Raw genomic sequence first — 21,918 nt, forward strand, 5'->3', positions numbered from 1 at the left:
GCCTTACAACGTCTGGGGATTTTTTTGACCGCGCCCGCTGTACCGGCTTCCTCGCCCGCTTCCACGGGCGAGCTGTCGCGTATCCCGGGATTGAAGACCCGGCGCAACGCCGAACTGGGCCTGCTGGCCTTCGCCATGGCCCTGGTGGCGATGTTCGCCTGGACCGTCGAGGCGAACCAGTTCGGCACCGTCTCGGGCACGTTCTGGGTGCCGCCGGTGCTGCTGAGCATCCTCTTCCTGGGCCTGCACGCGGTGGTGCGGATGACCGCGCCGTACGCGGATCCGGTGCTGATCCCGGCGGTCGCGCTGATCAACGGGATCGGGGTGGCGTTCCTGCGCCGCCTGGACATCGCCCGCGCGATCGCGAACAAGGAGCCGGCTCCAGGCGTCTTCGCCGGCACCGGCGGGCGGCAACTGGCCTGGACGCTGGGCGCGCTGATCCTGGCCGCGGTGCTGCTGCTGGTGGTCCGCGATCACAAGGCGGTCTCCCGGTACGCGTACACGCTGGGCCTGGTCGGCATCGTGCTGGTGATGATCCCGGCGGTGCTGCCCGGCAGCCTCTCCGAGGTGAACGGCGCCAAGCTGTGGATCAAGTTCGGCTCGTTCTCGATCCAGCCCGGTGAGTTCGCCAAGCTGGCGCTGGTCTCGTTCTTCGCGTATTACCTGGTCCGCAAGCGCGAGGTGCTCTCGCTGGCCAGCCACCGCTTCCTCGGGCTGGACTTCCCGCGCGGCCGGGACCTGGGCCCGGTGGTCACTGTCTGGCTGCTCAGCCTCCTGGTCCTGGTCTTCGAGAAGGACCTGGGTACCGCGCTGATGTACTTCGGCCTGTTCGTGGTCACCCTCTACGTGGCCACGGAGCGGTCCAGCTGGCTGATCATCGGCCTGCTGCTCTTCTTCGGCGGCGTCTACGTGGCGTACCTGCTGGGCGAGGCGGTCGGCGGTCCGTTCGCGAACTTCTACGACCGGGCGCAGGTCTGGCTGGACCCGTTCGCCACCGCCAACTACGAGCGGGTCGGCGGCAGCTACCAGCTGGTCCAGGGCCTGTTCGGGCTCGGCACCGGCGGTCTGTTCGGCTCCGGCCCCGGCGGTGGCTCGCCCGGCTTCATCCCCGAGGTGCGTACCGACTTCATCTTCGCCGGGCTGGGTGAGGAGATCGGCCTCTTCGGCCTCTCCGCGCTGCTGGTGATGTATCTGCTGATCGTCGAGCGCGGTCTGCGGGCGGCGCTGGCGGTCCGGGACTCGTTCGGCAAGCTGGTCGCCGGTGGTCTGGCCTTCACGCTCGGCCTCCAGGTCTTCGTGATCCTCGGCGGTATCACCGGCCTGATCCCGCTGACCGGTCAGACCACCCCGTTCCTCTCCGCCGGTGGTTCCTCGCTGATGGCGAACTGGCTGTTGGTGGCGATGCTTTTGCGGATCTCCAACGCGGCGCGCGGACCGGCCGCGAGCGGAGCCGGGCCGGATCGGCCCGGACCCAAGAAAGCCCCCACCCAACTGCACGGCGCCATGACGGAGGTGATCAAGCCGTGAACGCCCCTCTCCGCCGCGCCGGCGTGGTCGTCCTGGTGCTGTTCGGTCTGATCTTCGCGAACCTGAACTGGGTTCAGGCGTACAAGGCCGACGACTACCGCACGGCCTCCCGGAACCCGCGAGTGACCGTGGCCGAGTACAAGCGTCCCCGTGGCGTGATCGAGGCCGACAACGGCGTCGCGCTCGCCAAGAACGCCGAGACCGACGACACCCTTAAGTACCTGCGTCAGTACCCGAAGAGGGAGATCTACGCGCCGGTCCTCGGTTACAAGCCGGTCAGCCTCGGCGCCACCGGTATCGAGGAGACCGAGAACGACTTCCTCTCGGGCGAGAGCGACAAGCTCTTCGCGGATCGGCTCGCCGACATGTTCACCGGTGAGGAGACCGGTGGCGGCAACGTGATCCTGTCGCTGAAGTCCAAGGCGCAAGAGGTCGCCTGGAAGCAGATGACCGACAACGAGCGCGGTGCGACCAAGGGCGCGGCGGTGGCGATCGACCCGCGTACCGGAGCGATCCAGGCGCTGGTGTCGATGCCCAGCTACGACCCGAACAAGCTGGTCACGCACGACAAGGCCGCGGCCGCCAAGGCATATCAGGAGCTGAACGCCGACCCGAGTCAGCCGATGCTGAACCGGGCGCTGGCGCAGACCCTGCCGCCCGGCTCGACCTTCAAGGTGGTCGTCTCGGCGGCGGCCCTGCAGAACGGTTACGACGTCGACACCGAGATCCCGGCCGGCAGCGTCTACCAGGAGGGTGGCGCGACCATCCGCAACGCCGAGGACGAGGTCTGTCCGGGCAGCGAGATCTCCCTCAAGGAGGCGCTGACCGAGAGCTGCAACACCGGCTTCGCCAAGCTCGGCGTGAAGCTCGGCGCGGACAAGGTGAAGGGCGCCGCCAAGGCGTTCGGCTTCGAGGACGACACCCTCAAGGTCGGCGACCTGGAGAGCGGCGACGGCCTGAAGGTGGCGGCGAGCCGCACCGGCGACATCGCCAACCCGGACGGCAGCACCGACAAGGCGGCGCTGGCCCAGTCCTCGATCGGCCAGCGGGACGTGCGGATGACGCCGTTGCAGGGCGCGCTGATCGCGGCCACGGTGGCCAACGGCGGCGAGCAGATGCGGCCCTACCTGGTGCAGAAGCTGCTGAGCCCGGACCGCCGGACGATCTACACCGCCTCGCCGAAGAAGCGGAGCGACCCGGTCAACGGCGAGGTCGCCTCGAAGCTCAAGGAAATGATGGTCAGTGTCGTCGAGAACGGCACCGGCAAGAAGGCGAGAATCGACGGCTACACCGTCGGTGGCAAGACCGGCACCGCGCAGAACGCCGAGGGCAAGGACCCGCACGGCTGGTTCATCGGGTTCGCCTTCAACGACAAGGGCGAACCGGTCTCCGCGGTCTGCGTCATGCTGGAGAACGTCCGCGGTGGTCACGCGAGCGCCGAAGCAGCCCGGATCGCCGGGTTGATCATGAAGGCCGCGGCCGGCGGGGGAGGGAACTGACATGATCCGCCCGGGGGTCACGCTCGGTGGGCGCTACCGCTTGGAGGAGCGGATCGCCGGCGGCGGTATGGGTGACGTGTGGCGCGGCACGGACGACGTGCTGGGCCGGACGGTCGCCGTCAAGATTTTGCTGCCGGCGCTGCTGGACGAGCCCGGCTTCGCCGAGCGGTTCCGCGGTGAGGCGCGCACCATGGCGACCCTCAACCACCCGGGCGTGGTCGACGTCTACGACTACGGCAGCGACCAGCAACTCGCCTTCCTGGTGATGGAGTACGTCGAGGGCGACGCGCTGTCCCGCACGCTGAGCCGGGTCGGCCGGCTCACCCCGGCCCGGACCATGGCGCTGGTCGCCCAGGCCGCCGACGCGCTGCAGGCCGCTCACGGCAACGGCATCGTGCACCGCGACGTGAAGCCCGGCAACCTGCTGGTCCGGCCGAACGGCACGCTGGTCCTGACCGATTTCGGCATCGCCCGGTCCGCCCTGGTCGGGCAGTTGACCGTGGCCGGCGCGGTGCTCGGCACGGCCTCGTACATCTCGCCCGAGCAGGCGGCCGGGGACGTGGCCACTCCGGCTTCCGACGTGTACGCCCTCGGCGTCGTCGCCTACCAGTGCCTCTCCGGGCACCGGCCGTTCGACGGCGCGACCCCGATCGAGATCGCCATGAAGCACGTACGGGAGACTCCCCGCCCGCTGCCCGGCGACATCCCACCCGCGGTCCGCGCCATCGTCGAGCGTGCGCTCGCCAAGGACCCGGCCGCGCGCTGGCCGAGCGCCGCGGCGATGGCGGCGGTGGCCCGGCAGGCTGCGGCCTCGCTGACCACCACGGTGCACCCGCAGACGACCCCACCGGTCCGGGCCACGCCGATCAGCCCAGCCCCGTCGCAGCAGGCCCGGGCCGCGGTGCCCCGGCCGACCTCGGGTGCCCGGGGCGCGGCCTCGGTGCCGTCCGCGCCGCCGGCGCCCTCGTCACCGGTGCCGCCGCCGGCGCCGCCGCACTACCGCCCGCAATCAGGGCCGCCGATGAGTGGGTATCCGCAGCAGGTGCCGATGACCAAACCGGAGGGTGCCTTCGGCCGGCAGGTGCTGATCGTGCTCGCCGTGGTCCTGGCACTTCTGGTTCTGCTCTGTGCCGGGGTTATCTCGTTCCTGTATCGACATGGCAACAGCGCCGCCGCCGCCGAAAACGCGCTGGGTTATCGCAGCAGCTCGACGGCTATTCTCCGCATGGACGTGGCCACCGACCCGGTGTCGGCGGCGTCGTACCGTCTTACGAAGGCCGATGCCCAGCTCGGCTCGATCCGACCGAACGAAGGACGACAGACGCTATGACGGCGCAGGCCCGACTGCTCGGTGGCAGATACCAGGTCGGCGAGCTGCTCGGCTACGGCGGCATGGCAGAGGTGCACCGGGGACGCGACCTCCGCCTCGGCCGTGACGTGGCGATCAAGATGTTGCGTACTGACCTGGCCCGTGACGCCACCTTCCAGGAGCGGTTCCGGCGCGAGGCGCAGAATTCGGCCGCACTGAATCACCCGGCCATCGTGGCGGTGTATGACACCGGCGAGGAGATCTCGGCCACCGGTGAGAAGCTTCCGTTCATCGTCATGGAGTTCGTCAACGGGCAGACCCTCAAAGAGGTCCTGGCCCAGGAGCAGCGGCTGCAGCCGCGCCGCGCTCTGGAGATCATCGCCGACATCTGCGCCGCGCTGGAGTTCAGCCACCGGCACGGGATCATCCACCGGGACATCAAGCCCGGCAACGTGATGATCACGCAGAACGGCCAGGTCAAGGTCATGGACTTCGGTATCGCGCGGGCCCTGGCCAGCGGTGCCACCACGATGACCCAGACCAGCGCGGTGATCGGCACGGCTCAGTACCTCTCCCCCGAGCAGGCGCGCGGCGAGGCCGTGGACGCCCGCTCCGATGTGTACGCGGCCGGCTGCGTCCTCTTCGAGCTGCTGATCGGGCATCCGCCGTTCGTCGGCGACAGCCCGGTGAGCGTGGCCTACCAGCACGTCCGGGAGGACCCGCGGGCGCCGAGCTCGATCAGCCGCGAGATCCCGCCGGACCTCGACGCGATCGTCCTGAAGGCGCTCGCGAAGAACCCGCTGAACCGGTACCAGAGCGCTCAGGAGATGCGTGCCGACGCGCTGCGCGCGGTCTCCGGCCGTCCGGTGATGGCCACCCCGGTGATGAACCAGGCCGAGACCGTCGCGATGAACAACGGCCCGCGTCAGTGGCAGCCGCAGTCGGCCACCACGATGCAGCGGCCGATCCCGGCCGGCTACGCGGGCGGTCGGCCGCCGGACAACCGGCAGTCCTGGGTGTGGGCCACGGTGGCCGGCCTGGGCGTGCTGGTCGTGATCGTGCTCGGGGTCGCGCTGGCGATGAACAAGAACAACCCCGGGAATCAGCAGCAGCCACCCGCCAAGGTGGCGATGCCCGACCTGACGGGCCTCACCGAGCCGAAGGCGCAGGATAAGCTGACCCAGCTCGGGTTCACCAACATCGCGCCGAACCAGCCGGTGGAGGAGAACGACTGCAAGGGCGAGGTGAAGAACCAGACCCCGACCCCGGGTACCACGGTTCCGGTCGACACCCAGGTCACCTACACGATCTGCAACGCGCCGGACAAGGTGACCGTGCCGACCAACCTCGTCGGTGGCACCCGGGCGGCCGCCGAGGCGGCGCTGAAGGACAAGAAGCTGCTTCCGGTCTTCAAGTCGGTCAACAGCACGTTGCCCAAGGGCCAGGTCATCAGCGTGGACAAGGAGGGCGAGCAGGTCGAGCCGGGCACCGAGATCACTGTTCAGATCTCCAACAACAACCTCGTGCTCGTGCCGAACGTGGTGGGCAGGTCCGAGGAGGCCGCCACCGTGTTGCTCCAGAACGCCGGCCTGAACGTCGACGTGATCAACGTGGACAGCGGTGGCGAACCGGGCAAGGTCATCGCGCAGAGCAAGAAGGCGAACTCGAAGGTCGAGTCCGGCACCCAGGTGCAGATCACCGTGGTCAGCGAGGAAGCGACGCCCAACCCGAGTGACTCCACCTCGCCCGGCCCGACGGATACCTCCGGCACCGGTGGCGGCACCGGGTTCGACGAGTAGGTAGCAGCGAAGCGAGAGCCGGCAGCCCGGGTGGGCTGCCGGCTCTCGGCGTATTCGCGGTAGTGCGGGCGAAGCGGTGGTCAGACGGTGGCGAAGGCAGAGCGGCGGCGGGCCTCCACCTCGGCGGCCAGCGGCGGGGCCTTCTCCAGCGCCGACTCCAGGCCGCAGGTGGCCAGCCAGTTCGCCAGCATGGTGTGACCGCCCTCGGTGAGTACCGACTCGGGGTGGAACTGCACACCCTCGATCGGCAGCGTGCGGTGCCGCATCGCCATCACCACCCCGGACTCGGTCCAGCCGGTCACCTCGATCTCGTCCGGCAGCGTCTCGGGCAGCACGGCGAGTGAGTGGTAACGGGTTGCGGTGAACGGGTCCGGCAGGCCGGCCAGGACACCCTCACCCCTGTGGTGCACCGCCGACGTCTTGCCGTGCAGCAACTCCGGCGCCCGGGTCACCGTCGCGCCGAAGGCGGCACCGATCGCCTGATGACCCAGGCAGACACCGAAGAGCGGGAGCTTTCCGCCGTACGCCCGGATCACGTCCAGCATGATCCCGGCGCGGGTCGGCTCACCCGGACCGGGCGACAGCAGGATGCCGTCCGCACCGAGGTCGCCCACCTCGGCGACGCTGATCTCGTCGTTGCGCCGCACCTCGCACTCGGCGCCGAGCTGGCCCAGGTACTGAACCAGGTTGAAGACGAACGAGTCGTAGTTGTCGATGACGAGAATGCGCACGTCAGTCGCCATCGGCGAGGTCTCCTGGGTGGGGTTGGTTGGAGGTCGTGCTGTAGGGGATCGCGTCGGGCGCCGAGGCGTCCGGGTCGGGCGACGCGCCCGCGCCGTCCGGGGTCACCGAGTTCGGGTCGATCTGCGAAGTGTCGCCGACCTGCACGTCGTCGAAGGGCAGCAGCGGCGTCGCCCACGGGAACACCACGTACCACAGCAGCGAGCCGACCGCGGCGAGCAGCACGACCGACATAGTCAGCCTGCTCCAGAGAGGTCCCGGGAGCTTGCGCCAGATCCAGGCGTACATCCGTTAAGCCTTCGTCTTCATCTCGGCCGGCTTGCCGGCGTCCGGCTTGGTCTGATCCCGCGGCACCGTCTTGACCAGTTCCGCGTGCACGATCAGCCGCTGGTAGTTGTTGAACTTCGGGTTGCAGGTGGTCAGCGTGAGCAGCTTCTTCGTCGGGGTGGCGTCCGGCTCGTTCGGCACGGCGGCGACCACCTCGACCTGGTTCGGCCGTACGACCTGCTGACCGTAGACGTGGTAGATGTACCAGTTGTCCCGGGTCTCGACGCCGATCACGTCACCGGGCTTCAACTCGTCGATCCGCCAGAAGATCTTCTTGATCCGGTGGCCGGCCACCGAGAAGTTGCCGACCTGGCCGGGCAGGGCGGTCTCCGGATAGTGGCCCGGTGCGAACTCGATGTCCTGCTTGCGGACACCGTTGACGACCACCCACTCCTTGTCCAGCTTCGGGATGTAGAGGCGGCCCACCAGGTTCTCGCCGGGGGCGGCCGGGCCCTTGACCGTGGTCGCGCTGGGTGAGACGGCCGGATCGGCCCAGGACTGGGCCAGCTGGTCGTCCAGGCTGTCCTGCTTGTTCTGGACCGCGGCCGAGTTGCCGAAGACCTCGTAACCGGCGAAGAGCAGCACGATCAGACCGAAGGTGATCAGCAGCTCGCCGGCGCCGCGGACACCGCTGCGGATCCGGGAAGCGGTGGTCGGGCGGGTCAGCTCCGAGTAGACGCTCTTGTAGCCCTCGTCGGTCTGTTCCGGGCGGAGCTTGACCACCTTCTCGCCGCGCTTGGGCGGCTCGGCGGGCTGCTCCGGCTCGTCGGCGGGCTCACCGGGTGTGGCCGGGTTGGCCTCGACCGAGGCGGCGCCGAGCGCGGCCTCCGGTCCGGCGGCGTCGCGTGCCGCCTGGGCCGCCCCGCCGGGCGGCAGGGCGGTCAGCTTGCCGGGCAGCGGTGCGCCCTGCGTGAGAGCGGGGAGGACGCCGGTGGGGGCGTCGATCGTACGAATGATCCGGGTGACGGACGAGTCCGAGTTGAGGCTGGACGGGCTCAGGCCGGTCTCCGCGGGCTCGTTGCTCATCCAGCGGGTGTTCGCCGTTCCCATGGTCGGCACGCGCGGTGCCACCGGGCTGCTCGGGGCCGCCACCGGGCTGCTCGGGACCGTCGGCGGGCCGCCGGCTCTCGCCAGACCGGTTGAGGCGGCCTCCGGGCCCGGTGTGCCACCGGAGGGTGCCCAGGTGGCCGGGGCGGCCGGTTGCGTCGCCTGCGCGGCGTTCCAGGGGCTTTCCGGGGCGGTCACAGCACCGTTGATGTTGCCGTTCGGCGCCCAGGCGCCGGGTGTCTCGCTGCGGCCGGTCGTCTCCGGGCCCCAGGGGGTGCCACCGCTCGGCGCGGAGGGCTCCACGTCGTGGCGGCCGGAGACCGGAGCGGTCTGGCGCGTCGGTTCCGCGTTCCAACCGGCGGTCGTCGCGGCGCCGGCCGCGTTCCACGCGCCCGTCGCCGGTCCGGTGGGCCAGCCGGTCGTGGCCGGGCTGGCGGGCTGGGCGGACTCCGCCGTCCAGGTGGCCGGCGCCGGTGAGCCGGGCCCGGAGGACTCCGGGGTCCAGGCGGCCGGGGCCGGTGTGGCGGGCCGGGCGGATTCCGGGGTCCAGGCGGCCGGGGCCGGGGCCGGGGCCGGGCTCTGCGGGCGGGTGGGTTCGTTGTTCCAGCTCGGGCCGCCGGACGGAGTGGCTTGGGCGGCCGGGGAGACGGGCGGAGCGGCGGTCGGCGGGGCGGCGGGCACCGTGGCCGGGAACGCCGTACCGACGCTGGGAATCTGCTGGGTGTCGGCGACCCCCGGGCCGGCTTCCGGTCGTACCGGAATCGGATTCGCGGCTCGCGGCTCGCTGTTCGCGGCGGCGACGAAGCTCGGTGAGGCGGGCGGGGTGTCCGGTGGCATCGCCGCCCGGCGGCGCGCGGCGGCAGCGGCCGCGGTCACCTCGTCGAGACCCACTTCGGCCTGCGCGGTCTGGATCCGCCGCTGGGCGGCCTCGTCGACCTGGAGGATGGCCGTGTCCGCGTTCGGCGAGCCCGTGGTCGCCCCCGTGCCGGTGTCCGGCCGGGCGGCCACGGCGCCGGGCTGAGCCACGCCGGTGTCCGGGCCGGCGGCCGAGGTGGGCTGGGCCGCGCCGGGCACCGGTGAGTTCGGGGTGTCGGATTCACCGGGGCGGTTCGTGCCGATGCCGGGTATCCGCGCGGCACGTGGCGAACCGGCCGGGCTCGGGCTCACGTTCGTCCCCAGGCCCACCGGCGGCGTCAGTGGCCCACCGGGCACGCCGTCCGGTGACGCGTCGCTCATCCTCGGGATGTAGGCGGTCTGGGCCTCGGCGTCTGGCGCTCGGTGCCGTCCCCGGCCTGCTGTGGTTCCCGGAAACTCCGCCGGCGTGCTGGTCACTGGGCCGCCTGCGCGGATCGGAGGTCGGTCGACCCGTCGTACGCCCGCACTGTCACGTCCTTTTCCATTTTCTCCGCGTAACCGAGACCGAAGTCGGTGACGGCCTCTCGGAACTGCTTGACTCCTTCTGCGGACTCCAACGCACGATGCATCGCTATGGGTTCGCCGATTGCTGTGATCTTGAATGGTGGAGAGAAAACTTGGCCATGAAGGAGCAGCGTGTTGCCGACACAGCGTACCGCGCTGGTGCTGATCACGCGGACGCCCATGATCGTCATTGCCTCGGCCCCACCAGCCCACATGGCGTTCACGACGGCCTGGACATCGCCTTGATGAACGACGAGATCGTCGTTGTCGGGGGCGTTGTCGCCGAAGTCGGAACCGCGCCGGGGTGAGTCGTTCAGGGTGACCGTGAGGCCGGGCCCGTGCAGGGCGGTGAACCCGGCCGGCGCACGGACCGCGTCGGCGCGCTCACGCGCGGTCTTGACCGGGGCGTCCACCTCGGCCAGGCGGGCCGCCTCCTGATCGACCTCGGCCCGGAGCGCCGCCTCACGTTTTTCGCCGGCGGCCAGACGCCGCTGCTTGTCCGAGATCAACTGAGCCAGCTGTGGCCGTCGGTCATCGCGCAGTGACGTTCCGTCGGCGGTTGTCGCGGATGTGGTGAAGAGCAGGCCCGCGGCCAGCGCGATCAGCGGGACCCCGACGGACCAGATGGTCTGCTTGCCGTCACGGCGCGGCCGGAGGCCACGGGTCGCACGCCGCGCCCCGAGCCGCAGGAAGGCCGCGCCGCGTCCACCTCGAAGAGCCACCCAGCCTCCTCCTTCAACCGCGCCAGGTATTTTTCTCGCCCCGGCGGGTGCCTGTGTGCGCGTCGTCTTGATTACGCTAGCTGGCGAACAGTATTCGCCACGGGCAGCATTCGGAGTCCCCGGAGCCGCTCACCGGTGGTTGTTCACCACTTGTTGCCCACAGGAGAGCACCGTGCCCAAGTCGCAGGTTCGCAAGAAGAAGGTCTACACTCCGCCGTCCGACATCCGCCCGGCGGCTGCTGCGGACTCGAAGAAGCCGAGTCCGGTCTGGCTGCCCGCCACCGCGGTGATCCTGATCGTGGTGGGGATCGCCTGGCTGGTCGTCTACTACCTGTCCTCGCAACAGTGGCCGGTGGAGAGCTGGCAGTACTGGAACCTGGCGGTCGGATTCGGCTGCATGGTGGCCTCGCTGGGTATTCTCTCGCGCTGGCGCTGATGCAACCGGTGTCCATCTGAGGTGGACACGCATGAAATTCATCTAAACCAGGCGCACCCCCGCTCGGCGTGGGGTGCGCTTTCGGCTGAGGGACCGCAAGTCCTTGACCTGCGGCCCGCACCGGCCTATTACTCATGGGTAACATAGGCTGGCCCCAGCCGACCGAGGAGGCACAACGCAGATGGGCATCGCGCAGATCATCGCCACCGTCTTAGCGGGGGCGGTCACGGTGGTGGCCGTCGCTCTTGCGGTGCGCGCCGTACTCACGATCACCAAGGTGATCCGATCGGGCCAGCCGGCCCCGGAACGGTTCGCCGACAAGGGCACCCGGACCAAGACCCTGCTCAAGGAGTCGGTCGGGCACACCCGGATGCTCAAATGGTCCGCCATCGGCGCGGCCCACTGGTTCGTGATGTTCTCCTTCATCATCCTGTCGTCGCTCGTGCTCGAGGCGTACTTCGAGACGGTCGACGCGGAGGGTGAGCTGCCGATCATCGGCCACTGGGCGATCTTCGGGTTCGTCACCGAGTGGTTCGGGATCCTCGGCACGATCGGCATCCTCTACCTGATCTTCGTGCGCCAGCGGCAGAAGCCGGGCGCTGTGAAGCGCAGCCGGTTCCTGGGCTCCACGATGTGGCAGGCGTACTTCGTCGAGGCGATCATCGTCGGCGTGCTGGTCTGCGGGTTCCTGATCCGCGGCCTCAAGGTCGCCAACGACGCCTTCCCGTACCCGGTCTGGGCCGCCCCGCTGTCGCACGCCATCGGCAACGCGCTGCCGGCCTGGGAGGACGGCCCCACCTGGGTCGCGCTGGTCAAGCTGCTCATCTCGATGGGCTGGCTGATCACCATCTCGCTGAACCCGACGATGGGTGTGGCCTGGCACCGCTTCCTGGCGTTCTTCAACATCTACTTCAAGCGCAGCCCGGAGAAGCCGGCCGGTTCCGGCCTCGGCGCGCTGAAGCCGATGATGAGCGAGGGCAAGCCGCTCGACTTCGAAGAGGCCGACCCGGAGAAGGACCTGTTCGGCGTCGCCCAGGTCGAGCAGTTCACCTGGAAGGGCCTGCTCGACTTCTCCACCTGCACCGAGTGTGGCCGCTGCCAGTCGCAGTGCCCGGCGTGGAACACCGCCAAGCCGCTCTCGCCGAAGCTGCTGGTCCTCTCGCTGCGTGACCACGCGTACGCCAAGGCGCCGTACCTGCTGGCCGGTGGTGGCAAGGACCTGACCGGTGAGGAGAAGGCCACCGAGGCCCAGCTCGCGCACATGGACGTCCTCGCGCTCGCCGAGGGCAACCGGCCGCTGATCGGCGGCGTCGACGAGAACGGCGTCATCGACCCGGACGTGCTCTGGTCCTGCACCACCTGTGGCGCCTGCGTCGAGCAGTGCCCGGTCGACATCGAGCACATCGACCACATCGTCGACATGCGGCGTTACCAGGTGCTGATCGAGTCGTCGTTCCCGTCCGAGGCCGGCGTCATGCTCCGCAACCTGGAGAACAAGGGCAACCCGTGGGGCGCCCCGCAGAACACCCGTGAGGACTGGACCAAGGGTCTGGACTTCGAGGTGCCGCGGGTCGGCGAGACCGAGGACTTCGAGTACCTGTTCTGGGTCGGCTGTGCCGGCGCGTTCGAGGACCGGGCCAAGAAGACCACCCGCGCGGTGGCCACGCTGCTGCACGAGGCCGGCGTCAACTACGCGATCCTGGGCGAGGGCGAGACCTGCACCGGTGACCCCGCGCGGCGGATCGGCAACGAGTTCATCTTCCAGATGCTGGCCCAGCAGAACGTGGAGACGCTGCAGGAAGCCAACGTGAAGAAGATCGTGGCGACCTGCCCGCACTGCTTCAACACGCTGGGCAACGAGTACGAGCAGCTCGGCCTCAAGGTCGAGGTCGTGCACCACACCCAGCTGCTCGCCCACCTGGTCAAGGAGGGCAAGCTCACCCCGGTCCAGCCGATCGAGGGCGACGTGACCTACCACGACCCCTGCTACCTGGGCCGGCACAACCGGGTCTTCGACGCGCCTCGCGAGGTCCTGGGTGAGGCCGCCAACGTCGTGGAGATGCCGCGTAACCAGGAACGTTCCTTCTGCTGCGGTGCCGGTGGCGCCCGGATGTGGATGGAGGAGCGGATCGGCAAGCGGATCAACGTGGAGCGCACCGAGGAGGCCCTGGCCACCGGTGCGAAGACGATCGCGGTGGGCTGCCCGTTCTGCTACACGATGATCGGCGACGGGGTGACCGGCAAGGGCAAGCAGGAGGAGGTCGAGGTCGTCGACGTCGCCACGGTGCTGCTGCGCTCGCTCAAGCAGGACGTCTGACGGCTCGACGCGGACGACTCGCGTTCGAGATTCGCGTTCACGATTCACGTGAAACGGCCGGCCCCCTCCGGGGCCGGCCGTTTCCGTTCAGGAGCTGATCACAGCCGCCGTGCTCGCGGCGACGGCGCCCGCCATGATCGCCGCTTGGACGTCCTGGATCGCCTTCCGGACGGCGGCCGCGGCCCAGTCGCCCTGGTCGATCTCCTTGAGCCGCCTCCGGACCAGCTTCCGGTCGATGTCGCCGAAGATCTTCTTGTCCAGCTCGGTAGCGGAGACCAGGGCACAGAGCGCGGCGGTACGCGGCATGACCGGCCCGGCTCCCAGAATCGCCGCGCGAAGCCGCTCCTGCGCCTCGGTCCGGGCCATCGGCTCGGTTCCGAAGGCCGCGGGATACCTCGTACGCGGGAAGATGCCGAGAACCGTGCTCCGCTCGATCCGCAGCACGCCGTCGGCGGCCAGCCGCTCGACGACTCGGCGCTGGGTGCCCTTGGTGAATCTCTTCACCCAGTCCACCGGCTTGCGGGCCCGCCGGTCGGCGGCGATCCGGTTCAGCGCCTCGTCCAGCAGAGGATCGCCGATCGGGCCGGTGCCACGGGCCACCACTCGCCGGTCCAGCACGTCGATCCGCTCCGACAGCACCAGCTCCAGCAGCAGCGCGCCGCCCAGCCCATGATCCACACGCGTGTTGTCGATGACGCGCCGACCGAGTCGGTCGTGGGCGAGAAGCGTGAACTCTTCGAGGAGGTTCATATCGCGACGGTAATGGTGCTTGTCACCACCACGGTTGGTACCGGACGCCGTCGGTCCGGCAGAATGAGGGCCGAGGTGAAGCGATCATGGACGGCCTGCTCCTGACCGCGCTGCTCCCGCTGGTGGCTTTCGCGCTGCTGACGGTGGGCAACGCGTTTTTCGTGGCCGCCGAATTCGGGCTGGTCACCGTCGACCGGGCGGAGATCGATCAGCGTGCCGCCGCGGGTGATCGCAAGGCCCGCACGGTCCACAGCGCGTTGCTCGAGCTCTCCTTTCAGCTCTCCGGCGCCCAGCTCGGCATCACCCTGACCGCGCTGCTCACCGGTTATCTGGCCGAGCCGGCCCTGTCCCGGCTGATCATGCCGCTGGTCGAGCCGATCGCCGGGTCCGCCGCCGGGACCATCACGCACGTGCTCGCGCTGGTCGTGGCGACCCTGGTGTCGATGCTCTTCGGCGAGCTGGTGCCGAAGAACGCGGCGCTCGCCCGGCCGATGGGGATCGCGCTGGCCACCGCCGCGCCCCTACGAGGCTTCTCCACCCTCTTCAAGTGGATGATCGCGGCGCTGAACGGAACGGCCAACTGGCTGGTCCGCCGACTCGGCATCGAGCCGCAGGAGGAGCTGGCCAGCGCCCGCTCGCCGGAGGAGCTGGGCCTGCTCGCCGCGATCAGCGCCCGGGCCGGTGCGCTGCCGGCCGAGACGGCGACGCTGATGCGCCGCACCATCCGATTCGGTGAGAAGCGTGCGGCCAAGGCGATGACACCGCGGGTCGACGTGGTCGGCCTGAAGACCACGGCCAGCGTCGCCGATCTGATCACGGTGGCCCGCCGGACCGGGCACACCCGCTTTCCGGTGTACGAGAACACTCTGGACGCGGTGACCGGCGTGGCCGGGGTGAACGACGCGCTCGGGGTGCCGCCCGAGCGCCGGGCCGCGACCAAGGTCTCCGCGGTGGCGCGCGAGCCGGTGTACGTACCGGAGAGCCTTGGGCTGGACAAGGTGCTGGCCGCACTCCGGGCCGCCGACGCCGACCTGGCAATCGTGGTGGACGAGTACGGCGGCACCGACGGCGTGGTCACCGTCGAGGACCTGATCGAGGAACTGGTCGGGGAGATCGCCGACGAGTACGACACCGAGCTCGGCGAGACCGGCACGGCCGAGTTGACCGCCCCGGGAGGGGAGAAGACGTTTCTGGTCGACGGCCTCCTGCGGGAGGACGAGATGCTGGAGCAGACCGGGTTCAGGCTGCCCGAGGGGCCGTACGAGACGCTCGCGGGATTCCTGCTCGCCCGGCTCGGCCACATCCCGGTGGTCGGCGAGTCCCTGGAGGAGAGCGGGTGGGAGTTCACCGTGATGGAGGTGGACCGGCACCGGATCGAGCAGGTCAGGGTCGTCGTCCCGCTCGTGGAGCCGGCCGATGACTAACGTGATCATCACGGTGCTGCTGCTGCTCGGCAACGGCATCTTCGTCGGCGGTGAGTTCGCGCTGATCGCATCCCGGCGGACCGCGCTGGAGCCGCTCGCCGCCACCTCCAAGGCGGCGCGCTGGGCACTCTCCGCGATGAACCAGATCCCGCTGATGATCGCCGGTGCCCAGCTCGGCATCACGATCTGCTCGCTGGCGCTCGGCGCGATCGCCGAGCCGGCCCTGGCCCATCTGCTGGTGGGCCCGTTCCACGCGGTCGGCCTGCCGGAGCGGGCGGTGCATCCGGTCGCCTTCGTGCTGGCCCTGATGGTCGTGGTCTTCCTGCACACCGTCGTCGGCGAGATGGTGCCGAAGAACATCACCCTGGCCGGGCCGGAACGTTCCGCGCTCATCCTCGGCCCGTTCATGCTGGCCTTCTGCACCGCCACCAAGCCGCTGCTGATCGCGATGCGGTGGGCGTCCCGGATGGTGCTGCGGCTGTGGAACATCGAGGCGACCGACGCGGTGAAGACCGTTTTCACGGCCGAGGAGCTGGCCGGCATGGTCACCCAGGCGCGCAGCGAGGGCCTGCTCGGCTCGGAGCAGTACGCCCGGATCCACGCGGCGCTCGGGCTGAACAGCCGGACCGCGGCGGACACCCTGCTGCCCTGGTCGCGAGTGACCACGGTGGCCGCCGACGTGTCCCCGGCGACCCTGGAGGGGGTGGCCACCCGCACTGGACGGTCCCGTTTTCCGGTGGTGCAGCGGGACACCCGGCGGGTGCTCGGGTTCGTACACGTCAAGGATGTTCTGGGGTATTCCGGCGCGCAGCGCAGGTTGCCGATCCCGGCGGAGGTGATCCGGCCGCTCGCGGTGGTGTCGCCGGAACGCAGCCTGGCGGATCTCCTGCTCACGATGCGCCGGGACCGGCTGCACATCGTGCTGGTCAGCGACGGTCGGCGGCCGCTCGGGGTGATCACGCTGGATGATGTGCTGCACGCGGTGATCGGTGAGCCGGCGGGTGCGGCGTAGGCCGCTTCCGGGGGCTTTGAGCACTGCCGGTCGGCTGTTACCGGGATCATTCGTGAGTGGATACGGCCTGACCCTTCAGATTCGGTGTTTTGGGTGAACACGTACGAGTGATACCCGGTATGTCCGGAGTTTTGCTTCGGGGCGTGAAGCGACAATGCGGACAATAGCCCCATGTTTGACACCCGGCGGCGCGCCCTCCCGATCGGTGCCCTGTCAGTGACCCTCATTCTGGTCAGCTCACTTCTTCTGACTTCCCGGTCCGTCGGCACACCCCCGGACGGCCGGCTCGCCTATCAACTCCTCCCACCACCCACCGCGGGAGTGCTGCCCAACGCCGACCGCTTTCCTCTCCCGGCCGACCTGAACCGGGTGCAGACCGCCACCGCTCCGGTGGAACTGCACTACGACTTCGACGGCGGCATCGGCGAGCCGATCCAGGACGCGAGCGGCGGGCACGAGCTGCGGCCGCTCGGAATCAACGGTGGGGAGCTTCGCCTCGTACCGGAAGGAACCGGTCTTGCCGTCGCCTACCCGGACCGGTGCACCCTCGTCTCGGACCGGGACTGCCCCCGGGCGATCCTCGAAGGCGAACGTGACGACAGCCTCAACCCGGGTCGCTTGCCGCTGCGCTATGGCGCGTCGGTGTTGATGACCCACGGGGATCTGGCAGATGGCGCGAATGTGGTCCAGAAGGGCTATTCGGTCGGCGGGGTCAGTCAGTTCAAACTGCAGGTCGATCATCGGCAGGGGCACCCGAGTTGCGTGATCGCGGGTAGCCGGGACCGCATCTACCGTGCGGAGCCGCGGATCGATGTGGCTGACGGGCGGTGGCACACCCTTGAGTGCAACCGCGCCGCGAACAGTTTGACCATGCTGGTCGATGGGACGCCGTACGCGTCGGTGGTGGTGCCGCCGAGCCTGTCCATCGCCAACGCGGAGCCGTTGCGGGTGGGCGGCAAGGGCCCGGGACGCCGTAACGACCAGTTCGCCGGCGAGATCGACAACGTGTTCCTGACAATCGGCTCATAGGCGCTGGGGTTGCCGGTCCGCGCCAGGACGACTGGGCCGGCGCCCACAGTGGTCAAAATGGCCGCGACATCACTGCCGGACCCAGCCCAGCCTCGACGACCGCTCTGTAGTGGCGTCCCCGGCCCGGACACGCCATGCGAACCAGCCCGCCGTGATTCGAGTCGCGCCCTGACACCAAGGCGTCGGAACGGCCTAAACCACGGAAGCCCTGGCGGACCATCGGTCCTGACCAGGGCTTCCGTACGTGGAGCGGGTGACGGGAATCGAACCCGCGCTGTCAGCTTGGGAAGCTGATGTTCTGCCATTGAACTACACCCGCAAGCGGCCTCACTGTACCTGATTATCCGGCTCTGTGGCGGAGGCACCCCGCATTGTGGTCATCCGACGCCCCTCCGGGTGGAAGCGAAACCCGAAAGGCCGCCAGGCGGCTCTGGCCTTACGAACAGCCGGCCGAAACCGGATGAGCCCTGGTAGCCGCGGTGGCGATCAGCTGGCCATGGCGAGTTTGCGAGGCGACTTACGCGGGGCGCGCCAGCTCTGCGAGATCGGGATCGGAAGTGGGGCCGCGGCCAGGGGCAGGGCGCCGGACGGGCCGTGGTGGCGCAGGGTCGCCGAATCGATGCTGAGTTCGAACAGGCGCCAGTCGACCTCTGGCGAGGCGCGCAGGGCGTCGGCGATGTCGGAGACGGCGCGCGGATCGCGGACCTGGAAGGCCTGGCCCGTCAGGTAGGCCTCGTCGTCGCTCTCCTCGGGCGGGTAGGAGTGCAGGGCGTAGCGCGGATCGCGCTCAAGGTCGCGACGTTTCGGGGAGTCGACGAGGAAGCAGTAGAGGCCGCTGCCGGCGAAGACCGGGGACACCGGGTGGACCCGCGGGCCGCCGTCGGGACGGACGGTGGCGAGGTAACCCATACCGGGACCGTATTGCTGGAGGAGCGCGCGGATGCCGACGGCGAGCGACGGCTCGGCGGCGGCGAATTCGGACCAGGAGACCATGCGAGCATTCTATCGAACATGCGTTCGAAGAGGCCACTGAACACCCTCTTTCGGGCAGCTCGGTATGGTGTTGCGATGCTGCTCTCCGACCGGGACCTGGTCTCTGAGATCAAATCCGGGGACCTCTCGCTGGAGCCCTTCGAACCGTCGCTCATGCAGCCGTCCAGCATCGACGTTCGGCTGGACCGGTTCTTTCGGGTGTTCAACAACCACCTGTACACCCACATCGACCCGGCGGAGCGCCAGGACGACCTGACCGCCGAGGTCGAGGTCGAGGACGGCCAGGCGTTCGTCCTGCACCCTGGTGAGTTCGTCCTGGCCTCCACGCTCGAGGTGATCACCCTCGGGCAGCAGTTGGCCGCGCGCTTGGAGGGCAAGAGCAGCCTGGGCCGCCTCGGCCTGCTCACGCACTCCACGGCCGGCTTCATCGACCCGGGCTTCTCCGGTCACGTCACGCTGGAGCTCTCCAACGTGGCGAACCTGCCGATCAAGCTCTGGCCGGGCATGAAGATCGGGCAATTGTGCATCTTCCGGCTGTCCAGCCCGGCTGAGCACCCGTACGGCTCGGCCGTCTACGGGTCGCGCTACCAGGGCCAGCGCGGTCCCACGGCGAGCCGCTCCGCGGAGAACTTCCGGACGTGGCCGACCCGCTAGGGTCGCCGGATGTCTCATCTGGACCGCACCCGGACGGCCTACGACACGGTTGCGGGGCACTACGCCGTACTCCTGAAGGATGAACTTCGGAAGAGCCCCTGGGATCGCGCGGTGCTCGCCGCCTTCGCCGAGGCGATCACGGGGCCGGTGCTGGACGCGCGGGATGCGGGCCGGGCCGGCTCACCGGGCACCTCGCCGGCCTGGGTCTGAACGTCAGCGGGCTCGACCGGTCGCCGGAGATGATCGCGGTGGCCCGACAGACCCATCCGCCGCTCGAGTCTTCGCCGAGCTTGCCGCAGCCGCCGGATTTACCGAGGTGGCGCGGCTGGAGCGAGCCGCCACGGAGACCGAGCGGCAGCCACAGGGCTATCTGACGGTCCGCAAACCCGAGGCCGGCGGAGATCTACGATGACGCGGTGTATCTGATGATTTCGACTTACCAGAAGCCGCTCGCCGAGGTCGACCAGGCCCGGGAACAGCACCTCGCCTTCGTCGCCGACCTGGAGCAGCGGGGGCTGTCGGTCACCGCGGGGCGGCAGGAGCCGCCGGTGGGCGGCATCATCCTGCTGGATGTTGACACCGAGGCCGAGGCCCAGGAGCTGATCGCCCAGGATCCGTACGTGCTCCAGGGCCTGGCCACCTACGCCGCGGTCGGCTGGCAGATCAGCCGCGGGGCGCTCGCCGGCTACCAGCGAAAGTACTGAAAGCCGGCATTCCACCGTGGAGGCCCGGCGGTGTTCAGGGCTCCAAGTCGTCGGCGGCGAGCAGGCTGCGGATGTTCAGTTCGGTGGCGACCGCGGGCGGGCACTCGGCGAGGATCACCGCGGTCCCCACATAGCGGTCGCCGACCAGGTTGCGCAGCCCTCGGGCCTGTGCACCGGTCGAGGCCCAGTCGTCGACGACGAGGACCCGGTCGTCGTCGGCGAGTAGCGCGCGTCGTACCCCCAGGTGTTGGACGTCGCCCCGATGGTCAGCCGGAACCGCGGCCCAGATCATCGGTTCGGCGATGGCGCGGCGCGCTCCGGCCCGGTATGCCTCCACGAACCCCACCCCGAGCGCCCGGGCCACGAGTGGGCCGAGCAGGAACCCGGTCACCTCCGGCGCCACCACGACGGTGGGACGGTCGGCCTGGAAGAGGCCGGCCAGGGCCGGGCCGAGGTCGTTCAGAATCGTCGCATCGCGCCACCAGCCGGATCGGTCGCTGACGAGGTAATCGGCGGGTGGGCCGGGATCCGTCCAGCGGAAGGCGCCCCGCAGCCGGTCACGGAGATCGTCGGTCACGGAGACATCGTGTCATCGTCGCGCCGCCCCTCGTGGACCGACCGAATGACCGTGCAACTGACAGGTGGTCAGAACCTGATCGGACAAGGGGTCAAGTTGATGCCCGATGTAACCCTGATCGGGCATGCTGTTCGGCGGAACCATGCCTACCTTCGTGCCGGGCCGCCGCCCGATGAGTTCAGAGAACCGCGCCGGGCTCGGCGCGGCTGTCGCGCTGCTCGCGATCGTGTCCGCCGTGGAGTCCGTGGAGACGTCCTCGGCCGGCTACATCGGGCTGTTTGCCCTCGTCCCGGTCGTCGCCGCGCTCTTCGCGGCCTGGCAGTACGTGCTGGGCGCCGGGGTGGCGGCGACCGTGGCCGGCATGGTCTTCGTGGGCCAGGGTGGCGCGCTCAGCCTGAGTGGGACGGTCTATCTGTTCGGCATCGCGCTGGCCACCGGCATCGCGGTCGCGTCCGCGACGATGCGGCAGCGGCAGACGGAGCGGATCCGCGAGCTGCTGCGGCTCGCCTCGGTGGCCCAGCAGGCGGTGCTGCGGCCGATCGGGCCGCAGGTCGGCTCGCTGGCGGTGTCCGGGAAGTACATCTCGGCGACCGCGGCCGCGGACATCGGCGGCGACCTGTACGAGGCGCTGAACACGCCGTACGGCGTCCGGATCATCATCGGTGACGTGCGCGGCAAGGGCTTGGACGCGGTCCGCCTGGCCAGCATCGTCCTGGGGTCGTACCGGCACGTCGCCTTCGAGCGTGCCGACCTGAAGTCGATCGTGGCGGACCTGGACCGGGCGGTGGCCCGCAGCGTCGGTGACGAGGACTTCGTGACCGCCGCCCTGGTCGAGGAGCGGGGCGGCACCCTGACCATCGTCAACTGTGGACATCCGGCGCCGCTGCTGCTGCGCCGCGGGCTGGTCATCCCGCTGGAGCCGCCGGCCCCGGCGCCACCGCTCGGGTTCATGCCCGAGGTGAAGGCGCGGGTCGAGCGACTGGAACCGGGCGACCGGCTGCTGCTCTTCACCGACGGCCTGGGTGAGGCGCGCCGGGACGGCGAGTTCTTCCCGACGGCCGATCGCGCGTGGCGCCTGCTGGGCCACGGCACGGTCGGCGACGGGTTGGCGTCCCTGGAGGCCGCGCTGGTCGACTGGGTGCGCGGCCGCTTGGAGGATGACATCGCCCTGGTGCTGCTGGAGTACGCCGGCCCGGACGCGGGTGCGTCCGTCTCGGTGCCCAGTTGGGAAGTCGGCGCCGCCGGAAGCTAGGCGGCGGTGTTCTCCTCCGGCTCCGACGGGGCCGGGGAGGTCGGGGCCGGCGCCGGCGGGAGCTGGTCGGGCTGCCGGTGGCGGCCGACATAGTTGCGCGGCTGGTGCGCCTGGCGCGGCTCAGGAATCAGGCTCTTGATCGTGGCGAACATGGCGACGCCCCCCTCGATACTTGCGGCGAGATGTTCTTCGCGGTCTATTCGGAGCAACGAGCCTCATCGGTACGCGATACGTGGTTTCCGCTTCGAAGTAGGCAAATGGCCGAACGGCTGTGCAGGTGACCACCCGATCGGAGACGTTTGGCCCTCGATCCGACGGACAGGGCCGGCGATGAGCGGCTTGGTCACAGATCCGTGCCCGGGTTGTCGGTGGCTACCGAT

General features: G+C 69.6%; 22 protein-coding genes and 1 tRNA gene. 14 read left to right on the forward strand and 9 right to left on the reverse strand.

What is annotated here, in order from left to right; genetic code table 11:
- The first annotated feature begins 135 nt into the window (after positions 1-135).
- The 4 genes from CHC09_RS37025 to pknB are packed head-to-tail and all read left to right on the forward strand — an operon-like array spanning position 136 to position 6,134.
- Complete coding sequence (locus CHC09_RS37025) at positions 136-1,527, forward strand: FtsW/RodA/SpoVE family cell cycle protein (RefSeq protein WP_239138877.1); 1,392 nt, start codon at positions 136-138, stop codon at positions 1,525-1,527.
- The gene (locus tag CHC09_RS37030; protein ID WP_089297943.1) at positions 1,524-3,026 is read left to right on the forward strand and encodes a peptidoglycan D,D-transpeptidase FtsI family protein; all 1,503 of its coding nucleotides are present in this window, start codon (positions 1,524-1,526) and stop codon (positions 3,024-3,026) included. Before CHC09_RS37025 ends, CHC09_RS37030 begins: the two co-directional genes overlap by 4 nt.
- 1 nt (position 3,027) lies before the next feature.
- A complete protein-coding gene (locus CHC09_RS37035; protein ID WP_089297944.1) occupies positions 3,028-4,356 on the forward strand; it encodes a serine/threonine-protein kinase in 1,329 nt (442 codons plus the stop codon).
- Positions 4,353-6,134 carry a Stk1 family PASTA domain-containing Ser/Thr kinase gene (gene pknB, locus CHC09_RS37040; protein WP_089297945.1) on the forward strand — a complete coding sequence of 594 codons (1,782 nt, stop codon included), beginning with the start codon at positions 4,353-4,355 and terminating at the stop codon, positions 6,132-6,134. Before CHC09_RS37035 ends, pknB begins: the two co-directional genes overlap by 4 nt.
- A gap of 80 nt (positions 6,135-6,214) precedes the next feature.
- Here the strand turns inward: pknB and CHC09_RS37045 are convergent, their stop codons facing one another.
- From CHC09_RS37045 to CHC09_RS37075, 4 genes are all read right to left on the reverse strand, one after another.
- A complete protein-coding gene (locus CHC09_RS37045) occupies positions 6,215-6,865 on the reverse strand; it encodes an aminodeoxychorismate/anthranilate synthase component II (protein ID WP_089297946.1) in 651 nt (216 codons plus the stop codon).
- A gap of 1 nt (position 6,866) precedes the next feature.
- Positions 6,867-7,163 carry a hypothetical protein gene (locus CHC09_RS37050; RefSeq protein WP_089297947.1) on the reverse strand — a complete coding sequence of 99 codons (297 nt, stop codon included), beginning with the start codon at positions 7,161-7,163 and terminating at the stop codon, positions 6,867-6,869.
- 3 nt (positions 7,164-7,166) lie between these two features.
- Positions 7,167-9,485 (reverse strand): class E sortase, encoded by a 2,319-nt coding sequence (locus CHC09_RS48605; RefSeq protein ID WP_275407972.1) that lies wholly within the window; start codon positions 9,483-9,485, stop codon positions 7,167-7,169.
- A gap of 92 nt (positions 9,486-9,577) precedes the next feature.
- Complete coding sequence (locus tag CHC09_RS37075) at positions 9,578-10,357, reverse strand: DUF881 domain-containing protein (RefSeq protein ID WP_089298029.1); 780 nt, start codon at positions 10,355-10,357, stop codon at positions 9,578-9,580.
- Positions 10,358-10,562: 205 nt separating this feature from the next.
- Between CHC09_RS37075 and CHC09_RS37080 the strand changes: the two genes are divergently transcribed.
- Together CHC09_RS37080 and CHC09_RS37085 are read left to right on the forward strand one after the other, a co-directional pair.
- Positions 10,563-10,826: a cell division protein CrgA gene (locus CHC09_RS37080; protein ID WP_089297950.1), complete on the forward strand. Its 264-nt coding sequence runs from the start codon at positions 10,563-10,565 to the stop codon at positions 10,824-10,826.
- Positions 10,827-11,007: 181 nt separating this feature from the next.
- Complete coding sequence (locus CHC09_RS37085) at positions 11,008-13,143, forward strand: (Fe-S)-binding protein (RefSeq protein ID WP_089297951.1); 2,136 nt, start codon at positions 11,008-11,010, stop codon at positions 13,141-13,143.
- An 87-nt stretch (positions 13,144-13,230) separates the two neighbouring features.
- Here CHC09_RS37085 and CHC09_RS37090 read toward each other — a convergent pair whose 3' ends face one another.
- The gene (locus CHC09_RS37090; RefSeq protein WP_089297952.1) at positions 13,231-13,893 is read right to left on the reverse strand and encodes a GOLPH3/VPS74 family protein; all 663 of its coding nucleotides are present in this window, start codon (positions 13,891-13,893) and stop codon (positions 13,231-13,233) included.
- An 86-nt stretch (positions 13,894-13,979) separates the two neighbouring features.
- Between CHC09_RS37090 and CHC09_RS37095 the strand changes: the two genes are divergently transcribed.
- The 3 genes from CHC09_RS37095 (at position 13,980) to CHC09_RS37105 (ending at position 17,358) form a co-directional block, all read left to right on the forward strand.
- Complete coding sequence (locus tag CHC09_RS37095) at positions 13,980-15,317, forward strand: hemolysin family protein (protein WP_089297953.1); 1,338 nt, start codon at positions 13,980-13,982, stop codon at positions 15,315-15,317.
- Positions 15,310-16,329 carry a hemolysin family protein gene (locus CHC09_RS37100; protein WP_089297954.1) on the forward strand — a complete coding sequence of 340 codons (1,020 nt, stop codon included), beginning with the start codon at positions 15,310-15,312 and terminating at the stop codon, positions 16,327-16,329. Before CHC09_RS37095 ends, CHC09_RS37100 begins: the two co-directional genes overlap by 8 nt.
- 171 nt (positions 16,330-16,500) lie before the next feature.
- Complete coding sequence (locus CHC09_RS37105; protein ID WP_089297955.1) at positions 16,501-17,358, forward strand: LamG domain-containing protein; 858 nt, start codon at positions 16,501-16,503, stop codon at positions 17,356-17,358.
- 245 nt (positions 17,359-17,603) lie between these two features.
- Here the strand turns inward: CHC09_RS37105 and CHC09_RS37110 are convergent.
- Positions 17,604-17,677, reverse strand: a tRNA-Gly gene (locus CHC09_RS37110).
- A gap of 167 nt (positions 17,678-17,844) precedes the next feature.
- Entirely contained in the window at positions 17,845-18,351 is a 507-nt protein-coding gene (locus CHC09_RS37115) for a pyridoxamine 5'-phosphate oxidase family protein (RefSeq protein WP_089297956.1), read from the reverse strand.
- 75 nt (positions 18,352-18,426) lie between these two features.
- Here CHC09_RS37115 and dcd point away from each other — a divergent pair, with 75 nt between their 5' ends.
- Genes dcd through CHC09_RS37130 form a run of 4 tightly spaced genes read left to right on the forward strand, consistent with a single transcriptional unit; the run spans position 18,427 to position 19,709 of the window.
- Complete coding sequence (gene dcd / locus CHC09_RS37120) at positions 18,427-19,005, forward strand: dCTP deaminase (protein WP_089297957.1); 579 nt, start codon at positions 18,427-18,429, stop codon at positions 19,003-19,005.
- A 9-nt stretch (positions 19,006-19,014) separates the two neighbouring features.
- A complete protein-coding gene (locus CHC09_RS48115; protein WP_239138872.1) occupies positions 19,015-19,215 on the forward strand; it encodes a hypothetical protein in 201 nt (66 codons plus the stop codon).
- Positions 19,212-19,379: a class I SAM-dependent methyltransferase gene (locus CHC09_RS48120; RefSeq protein ID WP_239138875.1), complete on the forward strand. Its 168-nt coding sequence runs from the start codon at positions 19,212-19,214 to the stop codon at positions 19,377-19,379. The genes CHC09_RS48115 and CHC09_RS48120 overlap by 4 nt, the downstream gene beginning before the upstream one ends.
- 51 nt (positions 19,380-19,430) lie before the next feature.
- Positions 19,431-19,709: a YciI family protein gene (locus tag CHC09_RS37130; RefSeq protein WP_089298030.1), complete on the forward strand. Its 279-nt coding sequence runs from the start codon at positions 19,431-19,433 to the stop codon at positions 19,707-19,709.
- A 34-nt stretch (positions 19,710-19,743) separates the two neighbouring features.
- Here CHC09_RS37130 and CHC09_RS37135 read toward each other — a convergent pair whose 3' ends face one another.
- Positions 19,744-20,286, reverse strand: coding sequence for a type I phosphoribosyltransferase (locus CHC09_RS37135; RefSeq protein ID WP_089297958.1), 543 nt, complete (start codon positions 20,284-20,286; stop codon positions 19,744-19,746).
- 124 nt (positions 20,287-20,410) lie between these two features.
- On the opposite strand from CHC09_RS37135, the gene CHC09_RS37140 reads away from it, so the two are divergent.
- Complete coding sequence (locus tag CHC09_RS37140) at positions 20,411-21,538, forward strand: PP2C family protein-serine/threonine phosphatase (protein ID WP_089297959.1); 1,128 nt, start codon at positions 20,411-20,413, stop codon at positions 21,536-21,538.
- On the opposite strand, the gene CHC09_RS46800 is transcribed toward CHC09_RS37140, so the two are convergent.
- The gene (locus tag CHC09_RS46800; protein ID WP_179277438.1) at positions 21,535-21,690 is read right to left on the reverse strand and encodes a hypothetical protein; all 156 of its coding nucleotides are present in this window, start codon (positions 21,688-21,690) and stop codon (positions 21,535-21,537) included. The two genes, CHC09_RS37140 and CHC09_RS46800, sit on opposite strands and share 4 nt — an antisense overlap.
- Positions 21,691-21,918 lie beyond the last annotated feature (228 nt).

It is taken from the genome of Actinoplanes regularis (assembly GCF_900188005.1).
In the GTDB taxonomy this organism is placed as follows: Bacteria; Actinomycetota; Actinomycetes; order Mycobacteriales; family Micromonosporaceae; genus Actinoplanes; species Actinoplanes regularis.

Excerpts from the sequence above, each read along its gene's own strand:
- CHC09_RS37140 (WP_089297959.1), top strand. The coding sequence starts at position 20,411 with ATGCTGTTCGGCGGAACCATGCCTACCTTCGTGCCGGGCCGCCGCCCG.
- CHC09_RS37115 (WP_089297956.1), bottom strand. The coding sequence starts at position 18,351 with ATGGTCTCCTGGTCCGAATTCGCCGCCGCCGAGCCGTCGCTCGCCGTC.
- CHC09_RS37095 (WP_089297953.1), top strand. The coding sequence starts at position 13,980 with ATGGACGGCCTGCTCCTGACCGCGCTGCTCCCGCTGGTGGCTTTCGCG.
- CHC09_RS48605 (WP_275407972.1), bottom strand. The coding sequence starts at position 9,485 with ATGAGCGACGCGTCACCGGACGGCGTGCCCGGTGGGCCACTGACGCCG.
- CHC09_RS37050 (WP_089297947.1), bottom strand. The coding sequence starts at position 7,163 with ATGTACGCCTGGATCTGGCGCAAGCTCCCGGGACCTCTCTGGAGCAGG.
- CHC09_RS37085 (WP_089297951.1), top strand. The coding sequence starts at position 11,008 with ATGGGCATCGCGCAGATCATCGCCACCGTCTTAGCGGGGGCGGTCACG.
- CHC09_RS37035 (WP_089297944.1), top strand. The coding sequence starts at position 3,028 with ATGATCCGCCCGGGGGTCACGCTCGGTGGGCGCTACCGCTTGGAGGAG.
- CHC09_RS37105 (WP_089297955.1), top strand. The coding sequence starts at position 16,501 with ATGTTTGACACCCGGCGGCGCGCCCTCCCGATCGGTGCCCTGTCAGTG.
- pknB (WP_089297945.1), top strand. The coding sequence starts at position 4,353 with ATGACGGCGCAGGCCCGACTGCTCGGTGGCAGATACCAGGTCGGCGAG.
- dcd (WP_089297957.1), top strand. The coding sequence starts at position 18,427 with ATGCTGCTCTCCGACCGGGACCTGGTCTCTGAGATCAAATCCGGGGAC.
- CHC09_RS37130 (WP_089298030.1), top strand. The coding sequence starts at position 19,431 with ATGATTTCGACTTACCAGAAGCCGCTCGCCGAGGTCGACCAGGCCCGG.
- CHC09_RS37100 (WP_089297954.1), top strand. The coding sequence starts at position 15,310 with ATGACTAACGTGATCATCACGGTGCTGCTGCTGCTCGGCAACGGCATC.
- CHC09_RS37025 (WP_239138877.1), top strand. The coding sequence starts at position 136 with ATGGCCCTGGTGGCGATGTTCGCCTGGACCGTCGAGGCGAACCAGTTC.
- CHC09_RS48115 (WP_239138872.1), top strand. The coding sequence starts at position 19,015 with ATGTCTCATCTGGACCGCACCCGGACGGCCTACGACACGGTTGCGGGG.
- CHC09_RS46800 (WP_179277438.1), bottom strand. The coding sequence starts at position 21,690 with ATGTTCGCCACGATCAAGAGCCTGATTCCTGAGCCGCGCCAGGCGCAC.
- CHC09_RS37090 (WP_089297952.1), bottom strand. The coding sequence starts at position 13,893 with ATGAACCTCCTCGAAGAGTTCACGCTTCTCGCCCACGACCGACTCGGT.